Annotated in this window: 14 protein-coding genes; 7 read left to right on the top strand and 7 right to left on the bottom strand. The window is 57.2% G+C overall.

Annotated features, from left to right (window positions below):
* Nucleotides 1–60 precede the first annotated feature (60 nt).
* Nucleotides 61–1,731 (bottom strand): arylsulfatase, encoded by a 1,671-nt coding sequence (locus PHA01_RS05900; RefSeq protein WP_417020918.1) that lies wholly within the window; start codon nucleotides 1,729–1,731, stop codon nucleotides 61–63.
* Nucleotides 1,732–1,974: 243 nt separating this feature from the next.
* Nucleotides 1,975–2,478, bottom strand: coding sequence for a two pore domain potassium channel family protein (locus tag PHA01_RS05895; protein WP_271894002.1), 504 nt, complete (start codon nucleotides 2,476–2,478; stop codon nucleotides 1,975–1,977).
* A 248-nt stretch (nucleotides 2,479–2,726) separates the two neighbouring features.
* Here PHA01_RS05895 and PHA01_RS05890 point away from each other — a divergent pair, with 248 nt between their 5' ends.
* Entirely contained in the window at nucleotides 2,727–3,194 is a 468-nt protein-coding gene (locus tag PHA01_RS05890; RefSeq protein WP_224510042.1) for a DUF992 domain-containing protein, read from the top strand.
* Between the two features lie 32 nt (nucleotides 3,195–3,226).
* Nucleotides 3,227–3,583 (top strand): hypothetical protein, encoded by a 357-nt coding sequence (locus tag PHA01_RS05885; RefSeq protein ID WP_271894001.1) that lies wholly within the window; start codon nucleotides 3,227–3,229, stop codon nucleotides 3,581–3,583.
* An 89-nt stretch (nucleotides 3,584–3,672) separates the two neighbouring features.
* Here the strand turns inward: PHA01_RS05885 and PHA01_RS05880 are convergent, their stop codons facing one another.
* From PHA01_RS05880 to PHA01_RS05860, 5 genes are read right to left on the bottom strand one after another with little or no spacing between them, the layout of a single operon-like run.
* Nucleotides 3,673–5,073 (bottom strand): dipeptidase, encoded by a 1,401-nt coding sequence (locus tag PHA01_RS05880; RefSeq protein WP_271894000.1) that lies wholly within the window; start codon nucleotides 5,071–5,073, stop codon nucleotides 3,673–3,675.
* The gene (locus PHA01_RS05875) at nucleotides 5,070–5,831 is read right to left on the bottom strand and encodes an SDR family NAD(P)-dependent oxidoreductase (RefSeq protein WP_271893999.1); all 762 of its coding nucleotides are present in this window, start codon (nucleotides 5,829–5,831) and stop codon (nucleotides 5,070–5,072) included. The genes PHA01_RS05880 and PHA01_RS05875 overlap by 4 nt, the downstream gene beginning before the upstream one ends.
* Nucleotides 5,828–6,853: a ketopantoate reductase family protein gene (locus PHA01_RS05870; protein ID WP_271893998.1), complete on the bottom strand. Its 1,026-nt coding sequence runs from the start codon at nucleotides 6,851–6,853 to the stop codon at nucleotides 5,828–5,830. The genes PHA01_RS05875 and PHA01_RS05870 overlap by 4 nt, the downstream gene beginning before the upstream one ends.
* Nucleotides 6,850–7,551 (bottom strand): creatininase family protein, encoded by a 702-nt coding sequence (locus PHA01_RS05865; protein WP_271893996.1) that lies wholly within the window; start codon nucleotides 7,549–7,551, stop codon nucleotides 6,850–6,852. The genes PHA01_RS05870 and PHA01_RS05865 overlap by 4 nt, the downstream gene beginning before the upstream one ends.
* A gap of 14 nt (nucleotides 7,552–7,565) precedes the next feature.
* Nucleotides 7,566–8,576, bottom strand: coding sequence for a GntR family transcriptional regulator (locus PHA01_RS05860; RefSeq protein WP_271893995.1), 1,011 nt, complete (start codon nucleotides 8,574–8,576; stop codon nucleotides 7,566–7,568).
* A gap of 175 nt (nucleotides 8,577–8,751) precedes the next feature.
* Here PHA01_RS05860 and PHA01_RS05855 point away from each other — a divergent pair, with 175 nt between their 5' ends.
* From PHA01_RS05855 to PHA01_RS05835, 5 genes are all read left to right on the top strand, one after another.
* A complete protein-coding gene (locus tag PHA01_RS05855) occupies nucleotides 8,752–10,329 on the top strand; it encodes an ABC transporter substrate-binding protein (protein ID WP_271893994.1) in 1,578 nt (525 codons plus the stop codon).
* Nucleotides 10,330–10,414: 85 nt separating this feature from the next.
* A complete protein-coding gene (locus PHA01_RS05850) occupies nucleotides 10,415–11,353 on the top strand; it encodes an ABC transporter permease (protein ID WP_271893992.1) in 939 nt (312 codons plus the stop codon).
* Nucleotides 11,350–12,201 carry an ABC transporter permease gene (locus PHA01_RS05845; protein WP_271893991.1) on the top strand — a complete coding sequence of 284 codons (852 nt, stop codon included), beginning with the start codon at nucleotides 11,350–11,352 and terminating at the stop codon, nucleotides 12,199–12,201. Before PHA01_RS05850 ends, PHA01_RS05845 begins: the two co-directional genes overlap by 4 nt.
* Nucleotides 12,198–13,202: an ABC transporter ATP-binding protein gene (locus tag PHA01_RS05840; RefSeq protein WP_271893990.1), complete on the top strand. Its 1,005-nt coding sequence runs from the start codon at nucleotides 12,198–12,200 to the stop codon at nucleotides 13,200–13,202. The genes PHA01_RS05845 and PHA01_RS05840 overlap by 4 nt, the downstream gene beginning before the upstream one ends.
* Nucleotides 13,199–14,218, top strand: coding sequence for an ABC transporter ATP-binding protein (locus PHA01_RS05835; RefSeq protein WP_271893989.1), 1,020 nt, complete (start codon nucleotides 13,199–13,201; stop codon nucleotides 14,216–14,218). The genes PHA01_RS05840 and PHA01_RS05835 overlap by 4 nt, the downstream gene beginning before the upstream one ends.
* The last annotated feature ends 24 nt before the right edge of the window (nucleotides 14,219–14,242 follow it).

Raw genomic sequence — 14,242 nt, 5'->3', positions numbered from 1 at the left:
ATACGCGCAAGCAGAGTGAGCGAGGGACCCCCGGTTCAAACCGGGGGTTCATTTTGAGTGTCAATTGCCTGTTGGTAGCGGAAGCGTGATGCCTTCTTTTCCCAACTGCTGACGTGCCCACTCGAACCGCTGATAGCTCGTCAAAGTAAGAGGACCACTGTAGGACTCGCTCTGGAGTTTCCGCGGCGGGTACTCGACATAAGTCTTCATGAGCTTGTTGATCGCATCCGAAATCGTCACCATGGTCCAGGTACGTTCGGTATAGTTGTTCATGAAGATGTCGTAGCGCTCCTGCGGATCCTGCCATAGGTCAAACACCTGCGGTACTGTCGCGACATACTTCTCCGCGCCCTTCCAACCAAGGTTCGAGTCGACAGCAAGCCCCCCTGTTTCCTGACCGTTGTCGCCGCGCAGGTTGAAGACGGCCTTGTAATTGCCGACACGGGCCGCGCCAGGTGAAAGTTCATTTTCAGTGAAATAGAACCACTCCTTGCGCGGCGAAGGACCCGACCCTGTCAAGACGGGCGTCATGTCATAGCTGTCGAAATAGATAGGCTTGTCTTCGCGATCATTGGTGGGCAATGGCACGCCGCCAGCCGCGGCAAATGTCGCCATGAGATCAAGGCCGCCGAGGATTTCGTGGTTCTTGGTGTCGGGTTTGATCTTGCCTGGCCACACTGCAATGGCCGGGACACGGTTGCCGCCCTCGCGCACTGTGCCCTTGGTGCCGCGGAACGGCGTGTAGCCGGCATCCGGATAGACGTCCTGCCACGCGCCGTTGTCGGTTGTGTAGAACACGAGTGTGTTCCGATCCATGCCCGTCTCACGCAGCTTGTCCATGATGCGGCCGATACGGGTGTCGAGTTCCACGATCGAATCCGCATATTTGCTCTTCGACAGTGATTTAAGCTGGAACTCCGGCGCTGGCATGTTCGGCTGATGCACCTTCATGAAGTTGACGTTGATAAAGAAGGGCTCGTCCGGCTTTTTAGCTGCCTCGTCAAGAAATCCGAGTGCTGCCTTCTCGACGTAACCGTCGAAGAACGGGATGCCGACGACGCCTTCCTTGCCATCGATCGTCGGGGTATCGACATACTGACCGTTGATCTTGAATTCCTCTGTCACCGGCCCGCCCGCCTTACCGGACAGCGCGCCTTTCGTCACTTTCTGGAACATTGCACGGAGCGAAGGATCCATATCGGGGAACCAGGTCGGATCGGCATAGGTATAGGCGTTGAGATGATAGAGACCTGCATATTTCATCTCGTCATAGCCCTGGGCATTCGGCAGGGCATAGTCGGCTTCACCGAGATGCCATTTGCCGGTGAAATAAGTGTGGTAGCCGCCGCGCTTAAGCACGGAGGCAAGCGTCCATTCCGCTGCTGGCAGACCGCCGCCCTGGCCCTGGAAAGCCACAGTGGTCATGCCGCTGCGGTTCGGAATGCGCCCGGTCTGCATGGCGGCGCGGCCGGGCGTGCAACTCGGCTGCGCGTAGAACGAAAAGAAGGTCATGCCTTCGCTCGCCAGCTTGTCGATGCTCGGCGTCGGCATGCCTCGTCCTTCGCCCCCGCCATAGGGTCCGAGATCGCCATAGCCGGTATCGTCAGAGACGATGAACAGGATGTTGGGCTTTTTTTGCACGTCCTGCGCCTCGGCGGGTGCGAGCACACCGCATAACACCATCCCGGCTACCAAAGAGCCAAGACTGAACTTCAGGGTTCTCCCGGTCATTTTTAGCTTCTCCGTTTGACATTCATGTTTATATTTTGACGAGAAGACGGGACTGCGCCACAGCAGCGAGGTACCGTCCGTTTGAACGCCGACTAAGTATTTTCGTCGAAAGTATGCCTGTTGTTGCAAATTATTGTTGGATCAGCTGCCGGGGAAGTACGTAACAGTTACAAGCACGGAAGTTGTCGGCAGACACCCAAAGTTTAATTGTTCAACTATATGCGGGCGGTCGCCGAGAGCTATTCATCGCCCCGCGTCGGGATCTTCTGACGACGCGGCATCGTCCGATCCCTTGGCCCGCTCCCTGTCGAGTCTGCCAAACTCTGTCATGATGCTGACGAGCACGCTGCCTGTCCACCCGAAGGTGAATAAACCGGATATCGCTATGACCGGTCCGAGCAACCGCCACTGGTCGGGCAGTCTTATGGTGCCTTCGCCGAGTGTGGTGTAGTTTTCCAATACGAAATAATAGCTGTCTCGCATCGAGGGAATTAAACCTCGCACAGAAATCGGAATGGCCCATATGAGGGTTTCGGCAAAATGCAACGTTGCCAGGGACGCGATGGTTGCCGCCAGCAGCAGGTTTAGCCGCCAATGTGGCGTGCTTCTTGTCATATGAATCCAGGATCTGCTGAAATGCCGATTTATGACTCTGATGCCGGCGCCATGGACGAAAATAACAATGATTAAGATCAGCGTGCCAACCGCAATTTCGAGAACAGGCTTTGTGGTTGAAAGTTCGTCCATCTTTTTATCCCCATGGTTCAAGAAGACTTGCAGTTGGCTTGTCCTCACTAGATGACTTGCATGTCCGGCCCAATCAGTCCCAAGTTAACGGTCACGTACGAATTTCTGGTGTCGAATGTTCTTCCGACAATCTCCCTGTAACCGTTACGTACTTCACTTCTTCGGTTTGGAACGACCTATATGGTTTCGGTGTATTCCAGGAGCCCGTCTCTACATTGTTCCCAACCGTCGAAGAATAGGAGTTACGAATGACTTTTTTCCATAAGTTTCTCGGGTGTGCCGCCGCGCTCATTCCTTTCGATGCAAGCGCGGAATCTGCCCAGATTGGAATGCTCGCCTGCGACGTGTCCAAAGGAATAGGTATGTTCGTCGTGGAGAAGCAAAAACTCTCCTGCACATTCAAGCCCGACAACGGCGGCAATACCGACAACTACACCGGATCAATCGACGAATTTGGGATCGCGCTCGGCGAAGTTGCATCGGGGCACCTGATCTGGGGCGTCGTTGCTGCAACCAGCGGTCTTCAGGCGGGGGCGCTCGCCGGTACCTATGCCGGAGTCGGAGCAAACGCTTCAGTTGGCCCCGGCGCCGGGGCCAACATTCTTGTCGGCGGCACGGGCAAAGCATTTTCCTTGCAGCCCATTTCGGTGGAGGGACAGGAGGGCATCAACTTCGCCGGAGGAGTTACGACTGTCACTTTAAATCCAGCACCTTGATGGGACTAGCAATCAAAAAGCCGGGGGAGAGAATGTTTGTTCGAATGCGCGCTGCAATTTCAATATCGATACTGGCGACAACACTTGCAGGCTGTCAGTCGACCGGCGAAGACACTGACGGCGTGCCAGCTTCAGCGGTGCCGCCCGCCATGGATGCGACCGCTACCACTGCAGGGGGCGCGCCGGTTGACATTGCCGATCTGGTAAATGCGCCTGCCACTCGTGCTCAAAGCCAGATGCAGGCGCGAGGTTACGCGTTTATCCAGCAGCAAGGTTCGACCGCATACTGGTGGAATCCCAAAACGACAATCTGCGCAACAACGCTAACGAGCAAGGGCAAGTTCCAGACCATAGGAACAGCAACAGCGCACTATTGCGGCCAGCCATAATCATAGTTGCACCGTCGATATAGCCGAAGTCTCCTTCGGAGCTGAGCAGAAACAATTGAATGGCTGTCGACAACAAAAGGCACAGATTTTCAGATCCTCATGGTCGGCTCAAGCTTCGGGTGATCGGCAAGCCGGCCCAGTAATCTTGCCCACGCGACAAGACCCGTGCGGAAATTCGACAACCGGAAGAATTCATTCGGCGCGTGATAGTCTTCGTCCGATGTCGAGAACGAAAAAAAGATGGCCTCGGCACCGAGATATTTGCGGAATGCCGTACCGATCGGAATGGTTGCGCCCATGGCAACGCGCAAGGGGTTACTGCCAAGCAGTTCAGCAAGCACCGACTCAGCGGCAATGAGGCCGGGCAGGTTAGGGTCAACGGAAAAGGCCTCGCTGCCAAGGCCATGCGGCTCTACTTGCAAGCCATAGCCAACGGGCAGGCTGGTCTCAAGATGGCGGGTGATAGCCTCGATCACTTTGGCAGGTTTCTGGCCGGCAACGAGGCGGCAGGTAATTTTGACGCTCGCCACGGAGGGGATCACCGTCTTCGTTCCCGGTCCCTGATAGCCGCCGAAAATGCCATTGAATTCGAGCGTCGGTTCCAGCCATTGCCGCACCAGCAGCTGGCCGCCATTCTCGATAGGATCGGGTTTGGGCGAGCCAATATCACGGTAGTAGGCATCAGCGTCGAAATGCGCCGCATCGATTGCTGTGAGGATCGTCGGGTCCAAGGGTTTCGCGCCCTCCATGAAACCGGGAACTGTGACCCGGCCTTCTGCGTCGTGCAGCAAGGCGAGCAGCTTGGAAAGCGCCCGGATCGGATTGGGTGCGCTGCCGCCGTGGCGACCGGAATGCAAATCCTTTGAGGCGCCGGTGATTGTCACATCGAGTGCGACCATTCCACGGCTCGCAACCGTCATCGACGGGCGGTCCGGCCGCCACATGGCACCATCAGCCGAGACGACCAGATCGCAGGCGAGGCGACCACGATTACGCTCGAGCGTGGGTTCGAAATGCTCGCTGCCGGATTCCTCCTCGCCTTCAATCAGCATCTTGAGATTGACCGGCAATCGGCCTTCGTTCTTCAGGTAGGCTTCGACGACAAGGATCGGGATCAGCAGCGGGCCCTTGTCATCGGAAACGCCGCGCGCATAGAGGCGGTCGTCGCGTATTGTCGGCTCAAAGGGCGGCGTCATCCACTTGTCGAGCGGATCGGGCGGTTGCACATCGTAATGGCCGTAAACGAGGATGGTTGGGAGCCTGGGATCAATGATGACTTCGCCAAAAACGGCAGGGTGTCCGCCGGTGTCCCATACTTCGACCGAAGCGAAGCCTGCCTTCTTGAGACGGTTCGCCACGAATTCGGCAGCCTCCCGGATGCCGTCACCAAAAGCGGGATCGGTGCTGACGCTGGCGATGCGGCAGAACGCTTTCAAATCCTCAAGAGCATTTTCGTAATTGTCAGCAAGGTATTTCTCGACGGAATTCATTTGCCACCGTCCACACTGATGACCTGTCCGCTGATCCATTGCGCCTGGTCCGATGCGAAAAACAGAACCATGTTGGCGATGTCATCCGGCCTGCCGAGGCGCTTCAGGGCGATATTGTCGAGAAGCCGTTTTTGGCCATCTGCTCCCATCGCTTCCCACTGCCTTTCGGTTGTCGGGTTCGACAGCACGAAGCCGGGCGCGACATTGTTGACTGTGATGTTCCAGGGACCGAGTTCATGCGCGAGCTGGCGCGTCAGTCCGATCTGACCGGCCTTCGCACTTGCATAGGCCTGTATTCCTGTCAGTGAAATGCCAAGGCCGGCACCGCTGGAAATATTGATGACCCGGCCGAATTTCTGTTTTTTCATGCTCGGGGCGACGGCCTGCGTCATGAAGAAAGCGCCGGACAGATTGGCGTCGAAAATTGTCTGCCAGTCGCTCTCGGAAATTTCCTCAATGGGTCGACCCACCTGTCCGCGTACACCGCCGGCATTGTTGACCAGAATATCTGCGCTGCCATCGGCAGCCTCGATTTTTGCAACGGTAGCCTGAACCGCGCTTCTGTCGCTTACATCCAGAACATGCGCGATCGACGATGCCACTCCGCAAAGTGCAACGGTTTCCGCGAGCCCGGCTTCATTGACGTCGCAGACATGCACGCGTGCGCCACGGCTGGCGAATGCCTGCGCGATTGCACGGCCAAAGCCGTGCGCGGCACCCGTAACGATAACGGTTTTGCCGCTGAACTCGATGTTCATGTGCCGGCCTCCGTTCGCGCAAGCAGATCGAGATTGGCAAGCTCAAGCGAGCGGGTTCCGGCCTCGATCTGATGGATCAATTCGACGACCTTCGCCGCGAGCGGGGTCGGTACACCAAGTGATCGCCCGATTGCGACGACAGGCCCGACCTGCGCATCGACCTCGGTCTTGCGCTTGCGGATGGCAAGATCACGCCAGATGCCGGAATGCGATTTCGCCGAGCGGCGGTTATGGGTCACCATTTCGTCGAAGGAACGTGCGGTGTCCGCGGCCGATGCGGTAGGGGCGAATGCTGCCGGATCGAACCCGTCGAACGCCTCAGGTACCACGTCGTTGGCGTTGGCGACCGCGCCGACTTCAAGCGCAAGTTTCGTCAGGATTGGCCTGTAATGCTCATTGGCAAGTACATCCGCGATACTGTCGTTGGTGAGCGCGGTACCGAAAAGCAGCGTACCGTAAATGAGCTTGCCCCAAAGATAACCCCAGATATTGTCGGTGAGGATGGCCTTCGGCTCGAACGCCTGCATCAACGCATAAATTTTCTCGATACGCGCTGTACGCTTACCGTCCAGTTCCCCAACAACCACCGCGCCGTGGCCGCTATAATGCACGACGCCGGGTTCGAGATAGTCTGCGCCGAAGTTGACGAAACAACCGATGACCCGATGCTCGCCTATAACCTTGCTGATGACCATTTCGTTGAGGCCGTTTTGTGCCGACACGACATAACCGTCTTCAGCCACATGCGGCAGCAGAGCTTTCGCCGCAGCTTCAGTGTGGTGGGCCTTCACGCACAGGAAAATGCGCTCGAACTTGCCCTGCAGACCCTCCGGGGTAAAGGCCTTGGCTTTGACGGTGTCCTGAAAGATCGGCCCCTCGATCCTTAGGCCGTTGGCATTTATTGCAGCGACATGATCGGCCGCGTTGTCGACGAAAATCACCTCATGTCCCGCCCGGATGAATGCCGCTCCAAGGGTGCCGCCTATTGCGCCAGCGCCCCAGATGAGGATTGGGCCGCTCATGCCCATGCTCCTTCCAGCAGGGCCCGTGTCTCTGCCACGGCGACATCCCAAATTGCCTGCATCTCTTCATCTGGACGCTCATAGTAGCCGCCAAAATTGCCGTCACCGAGATAAGCTCTGACGCCTTCCGGATCCATGACGCGCAAGCGCGCAAGGTCAATCATTGGCTTCTGCTGTGTTGGCATCTGGATGCCCGGCAGCCGTGTCCAAGCAAAATTCTCCATCCACGAGGCGTGGGAGGCCACCTTGTCGATTTCCTGCACCTTGGCAAAGGTCGCCGGAGCGTTCCACCAATTGTGAAACTTGACCGCTGTCCCCGGATTGTCTGCCATCCATTCGATGGCCAGACTTCCCGCTGGCTGATTACCGCCATGGCCGTTGACGATCAGGATGCGGCGAAATCCTTGTGCCTTCAGCCCGTCCAATATATCGCGAACGATGCGCACATATGTCTCGAGGCGAAGACTGATCGTGCCAGGATAGGCCATGAAGTAGGGAGTGAGACCGTAGGCAATGACCGGAAATACCGGTATGCCGAGTGGTTCTGCTGCATCCGTTGCGACTTTTTCTGACAGAATGGAGTCGACTGAGAGCGATAACTGGGCGTGTTGTTCGGTGCTTCCCAGGGGGAGAATAGCGCGGTCGTCGCTGCGTAAATACTCTTCGATTTGCTGCCAGTTTGCCTGTGATACTTTCACGATGGTTCCCTTCTTTATTTGTCCATGCTGGCCACGCGCAACGCATTTTCAGTTGCCGGTGGCGGAAGTCCGCCTGCTGCCCGGATGATGGGCAAGATCACTTTTTCGATATCGGCGACGTCAGGAGCGTGGCGGTATTCAATCGCTTGAGCACCGGGGCGCAGCCGGCTTGTGACCTCCTCGGCACCCGAGGCGAAGATGACAACGCTGGCATGCGCGATAATTTCGTCGAGCCCCGCGGTTTCCAGCGTCGCTCCCGCAATCTCGTGGACATGCGGCGCAAACCTTTGAACGCCCGCTTTCATGATCGGCAGGAAGTCTGGGAACCGCGAGACAACAGCGATGGAAGCCAGCGAATCCAGCGAGGCCAATGCCATTCGCGTCTCTTCGGATGGGGTGAAACTGATGGTGACCACCTTGGTGTTCGGCACCAGAGCTGCCACTTCCCGGTGCCTGTTGGCAAAGGTTATCGCGAGGTCAGCCGAATTTGCGCGCGCCCTCGTTTCCGGTTCACGCTCGATTGCCGAGATCGTCAAGGGTTCCACCGCTACGCCTTTTCCGAGGCGGGCAGCGATGAAACGCGCATAACTGGCGGTCGCTTCCGGAAATAGCCCGATCATGACGATGCGCATGCGTTGGCCAAGGCTTTCGCGGTAGAAGACTCTTGAGCTGACCAATGAGACAAACTCGGCAGAGCGAATGCCAAGGGCGCGACTCTCCTCGATCAATGCATCGATGTTGCGATGCAAACTGGTTTGGTCCGAACGGCCGGCGAGCCTTGCCTGCAAACTGTCGCTGACAAATGTACCTGAACCTGGACGTGCGTCGATCAATCCTTCGGCTTTCAAATCAGCATAGACCTGGCTGACCGTCATCGGCGCCACGCCGATCTTCTCCGCAAGCTCGCGCACGGAAGGAAGAGCTTCGCCCGGAAGCAATTCCCCACAGGCGATGCCGTACTCTATGAGCCCATGGAGTTGTGTTCGCAGCGGAACCGGCAAATCGCGGTCGATGAAGAATTCCATGAACCCAGTCTTTGGCTGTTCTAATAGACTATTACGATTATACCGGGCGCGTCCTAATCGCAAGGCCAGAGCGAGCCAAGTCAGCAAATTATAAACTGTTGACAGCGCCGAAGGTAAGTGAAATCGTTATACCCAATAAGAACACTTAGGTAGTTCACAACAAAGGGGAATACGAATGAAAAAGATCGCCAAGGCGGCTCTTGCCGCCGTATTGCTCGTCGGTACGAGCCTTTCCGCCGTTGCGGTGGAAAGGGGTGGTGTCATGACCTATGGGCGTTACGCCGACAGCCTCTTTCTTGATCCGGTGCTCAACGACGCCAACGTCGACATCTGGATCCTGTCCAACCTCTACGACACCCTACTCCTTCCCACAGATGATGGCAAAGGGGTTCAGGCTGGACTCGCCACCGAATGGAAGGTTTCCGACGACGGGATGAGCGTCAATCTCACATTGCGTGACGGCATCCAATTTTCCGACGGCTCACCCATCACACCGGCCGACGTGGCCTGGTCGCTGAAGCGTGCCGCCAACAAGGACAACGGCATTTGGAACTTCCTCGTAAGTTCCATCGACGATGTAACGACTGATGGCGACAAAACGATCGTCCTCAAGTTGAAGCATCCTGACCCGGCCATCCTTGCTGCATTGACCGTGTTCAACACCGCGATCTTGCCTCAGAAGGTATTCGAGGCTGCTGCCGGTGCCACCGACGCGGACAAAGCAAAGGTATTTGCCGAGCATCCGGTCAGTTCCGGCCCATTCGTGCTGCAATCGTGGGATCGTGGATCAACGATGAAGCTTGTTCGCAACGAGCACTACTGGGGGAAGGGGGAAGACGGTAAGCCTTTGCCTTATCTTGACGGCGTTACCTTCGAAGTCCTGCCGGATGATGCCACGCGCATTTTGAAGTTGAATTCCGGCGAGATCGACGGGGCGGAATTCATTCCCTATTCGCGCGTCGAAGAATTGAAGTCCGCCGGCAACCTCAATATGGAGCTGTTCCCTTCGACCCGCGTGCAGTATGTCACGATGAATGCACGGCCGCAGATCAAGGGCAAGGACAATCCGCTATCCAATCCAAAAGTGCGTCAGGCAATGAACTACGCCGTCAACAAGGACGCAATCATTGCGATCGTAACGCACGGCGTCGGCAAGCCTCTGACGTCTTACATGTCTTCGGCCACGCCGATGCATACGGGCGACAAGCCACTGTATGCCTATGATATCGAAAAGGCGAAGAGCCTGATGAAGGAGGCCGGATTCGAAAAGGGTTTCGATACGAGCATCCTCGTCCTTGCGGGTAATCAGGACGAAATCGGCATTGCGACCGCGCTACAGCAGATGTGGGCGGAACTCGGCATCAAACTTGAGCTGCAGCAGGTGGACAATGCCACCCGTACCCAGCAATATCGCGATGGCGTTTTCACAATGCGTGAGGCTGCATGGACCGACGATATTGCGGATCCAAACGAGATCACATCGTATTTCGTCTATTCGCCGACCATCGATGCTTTGCACACGGGTTGGAAGAACGAGGAAGCGGACAAGCTCTTCGATGCGTCGCAGAAAGAGATCGATGCTACCAAGCGCGCGGCTCAATATGCTCGCATCCAGGAGATCTATAACGCTCAAGGACCGATCGTGCCGCTCTACGAGACACCCTATCCCGTGGCGCTAAGCAAGAAGGTTCATGGCTTCCTGCAGATACCGCTTGGCAACAATTTCTTCGGTCGCGCTTGGCTGGATAAGTAACTGGAGTTCAGGTGCATATCGCGAGTGGTTGACAGGTCACCCGCGCTCACTCTGGATACTCATGCAAAACATCGGGAGCGGCTCATTGCCACTTTTCAGTTTCGTTCTGCGCCGCATTCTTCAAATGATCCCGACGGTGGTATTTATCCTCGTCGTCACCTTCGTCCTGGTGAGGCTTCTGCCTGGTGATCCCGCCAGCGCCATGCTCGGCGACCGCGCTATCGATGCCGACGTTGAGCGTATCAATGCCAGCCTTGGGCTGGACAAGCCGATCCCCGTTCAGTTCCTGTATTTCGTCAAGAACGTCTTCACCGGCGATCTTGGCACGTCAATCGCACTGAAGCTGCCTGTGACCACCATCATCATGCAACGCTTGCCGGTGACACTGATGCTGACCTTGATGGCAGCGTTGCTGGCCCTCGTTCTCGCCGTGCCACTGGCGTTCCTTGCCGCACTGAGGCGGGAACAGACCGCCGACGCGGTCATTCGAGGCACATTCCAGGTCGGATTGTCGATGCCTGTGTTTTATGTTGGTATCCTGATGTTGACAGTCTTCGGCGCAACATTGAAGTGGTTCCCGGTCGGTGGCTATGGCGACACGTTTGCCGACAGGCTCTATCACCTGTTTCTGCCGGCTTTGACACTGGCGTTCAGCTTTTCTGCCGTGTTGATGCGCAATTTGCGGTCCTCGATCATAGGCGTCATCAACGCTGAATATGTCGATTTCGCCCGGGCCAAAGGGCTGCGACCCCGCATTATCATGACCAGACATGTGCTGCGCAACGCTCTGATATCGACGGTCACTTTGTTTGGACTGCAGATCGGCACGCTCTTTGGTGGCGCGGTCATTACCGAGACGGTTTTTGCCGTGCCTGGCGCCGGCCGTCTCATGATCGACAGTATTTACGGCCGCGATTACCCTGTGCTGCAAGGATTGACGATTGCGCTCGCGGTTCTGGTATCGCTGACATTTCTGGCAACCGACATTTTTCAAGCCTGGCTTGACCCGCGGGTTGCCCGATGAGCGTTGCTGTTGAGAAAATTGGGCTGTACCCAAGACTCCGGCGGCTTGCATTGCCACGTACGTTGATTTCCGGCACGATAATCATTGGTGTGAGTTTGCTCATCGCATTCTTTCCAGCGCTGTTTGCCCCCTATGATCCCATTGCTTTCGACTACAAGGCACTCCTCAAAGGGCCGACATTGGCGCATCCGTTCGGAACCGATAGTTTTGGCCGCGATGTCCTGTCGCGTGTGATCCATGCCTATACGATCGATATGCAGATCGCCGTGTTCGCAACGGTCGGGCCGTTCATCTTTGGCACGATTGTTGGAGCCTATGTCGGCTATGCGGGCGGCTTGGCGGAGGCGATTTTCGGCCGCGTCGTCGATGCAGTCATCACATTCCCGTTTCTGGTTCTCGTTATCGCGATCGTCTCGGTTCTGGGGCCCGGCCTCGGCAATATGTACGTTGCTGTCGGCATTGTCGGCTGGGTATTCTATGCCCGTCTCGTCGCGGCCGAAGTCAAGGTGCAGAAACGTCTGGACTACGCCGATGCAGGACGGGTCATGGGATATACGCCGATGCGGATTGTCTTTCGCCATCTCCTGCCCAATGCAATCACGCCTGCTATCGTCTACTGGATGACGGATATGGCGCTGGCGATCCTTTTGGGATCAAGTCTTGGCTACCTCGGGCTTGGCGCCCAGCCGCCCGCTGCCGAATGGGGCGTGCAGATCGCCGATGGCAAGAACTTCATGAGCACGGCATGGTGGATTTCCGTCTTTCCCGGCATTGCCATTGTCATAATCGGTCTCGGTTTCAGCCTCCTCGGCGACGGGCTGGCCCAGCTTCTGAGGGTACGCAGATGAGCGTGGCAATCGATACTGGTCTTGGCCTTACCGTTCGTGGTCTGACAGCGCTTTTTAACACGCCTCGCGGCATGGCGCTTGCCGTTGCTGATGTCGATCTCGACGTTGCGCCAGGAGAAATGGTCGGGCTGGTCGGCGAATCCGGTTCAGGCAAAAGCGTGACTCTGCGCTCGATCATGGGGCTCATCCAGACGCCAGGTCATGTTACGGGCAAAGTTGAATGGGGGGGACGTGATCTGGTTGCCATGCCGGCCGAAGAGCTCCGGCGGATCCGCGGCAGTGAAATCGCGATGATTTTTCAGGAACCGATGACCGCGCTCAATCCGGTGCTGCCTGTTGGGCTGCAACTTGAGGAAAATCTCGTGGCCCATACGCGGCTGAATGCGCGCGAACGACGGGCGAGGGCGCTGCAGTTGATGAATACCGTCGGCATACCGGCGGCGGAACGGCGGCTTAATGAATATCCGCATCAGTTTTCCGGCGGTATGCGTCAACGCGCCATGATCGCCATCGCGCTGGCCTGTTCGCCAAAGCTGCTTCTCGCTGACGAACCGACCACCGCTCTCGACGTCACCATCCAGGACCAGATCCTCAAATTGCTGCTTGATCTGCGCGACAGACTGGCGATGAGTGTCGTGCTCGTCACCCACGATCTCGGTGTCATTGCCGGGACGTGCGATCGTATGGCGGTGATGTATGCCGGGCGCATCGTTGAGATGGGAACGGTGATTGACGTGTTCCGACAGCCTCGCCACCCGTATACGCGCGGTTTGCTCGGGTCTGTGCCGCGTGCTGGCGCCGTCCGAACCATGCTTTCATCGATCGAGGGGACGCCGCCCAGCCTGACGGATCTTCCGGCAGGATGCGCATTCCACCCGCGTTGCAGCTTTGCAACCGATATATGCAGGCAGGAGCGGCCGCCGTTGCTGTCGCTTGGTAATGACCGGAAGGCGGCCTGTTTCCATCATGATCGCGTCGCAGCCGCGGAGGCGATCCTTTGAACGCTGTCCCAATCATATCCGTCGATGGAGTCTCCAAGCAATTTGGCGCTTCGTATTCGCTGATGCGGCGCCTGGCTGGCGAGCCGCCATTGGCGGTTCATGCGCTGAACAATGTCAGCTTCGAGGTGCATCGCGGTGAGACGCTTGGTATCGTCGGCGAATCCGGTTGCGGCAAATCCACCTTGGCACGGTGCCTGGTGCGTTTGCTGGATCCGGACGGCGGCGCTATCCGCTTCGAGGGCAGGGACATCTCGACCTTGCGATCTGCCGAGCGCCGCGCCTTTAACAAACGCGTGCAAATGATATTCCAGGACCCGTACGGCTCGCTCAATCCACGGATGACCGTCAGCCAAGTCCTGAACGAAGCTCTGTCGGTGCATCGCATGCGTCCTAAAGGGGATATTCCGGCCCGCATTACCGAACTTCTCGATCTCGTGCGGCTGCCGCACGATGCGGCATCCCGCTATCCGCATGAGTTTTCCGGAGGTCAGCGTCAGCGCATCGGCATTGCCCGAGCGCTCGCGGTGGAACCCGATGTCATTGTGGCTGACGAACTCGTCTCGGCACTCGATGTGTCCGTTCAGGCGCAGGTTATCAATCTGCTGTTGCGGCTGCAGGAGGAGTTGCACCTCACGCTGATTTTCGTCGCACATGATTTGCGGCTGGTGCGTCATATTTCGCATCGCGTCGCGGTCATGTATCTCGGACAGATTATGGAAATAGGGCCGTCGGAAAGTCTGTTTGCCTCGCCGCGCCATCCGTATTCGAAAGCACTGCTCGATGCGGCGCCCGAACTTGACCCGACGCAACGGTCGAGGGTCGTTGCGGCACGTGGTGAATTGCCGAGCCCTCTGGATGTTCCGCCAGGTTGCCCGTTCGCCAGTCGCTGTTCGCATGTATTCGACCGCTGCCGGGTCGAAAGGCCGGCACTGACCAAGCGAGCTTCAGAACACAGCGCCGCCTGCCATCTTGTCGATTTTGGCGCCATGCCATCGGCACTGGCGGATGCGGTCTGATTGCCGCTGATGCATTGTCGAACT

Origin of the sequence: Candidatus Phyllobacterium onerii (assembly GCF_028331445.1) — a bacterium.
Lineage (GTDB): Bacteria > Pseudomonadota > Alphaproteobacteria > Rhizobiales > Rhizobiaceae > Phyllobacterium > Phyllobacterium onerii.
Note: the sequence above shows the minus strand (reverse complement) of the source record. Positions and strands in the feature narration are given on the sequence as shown.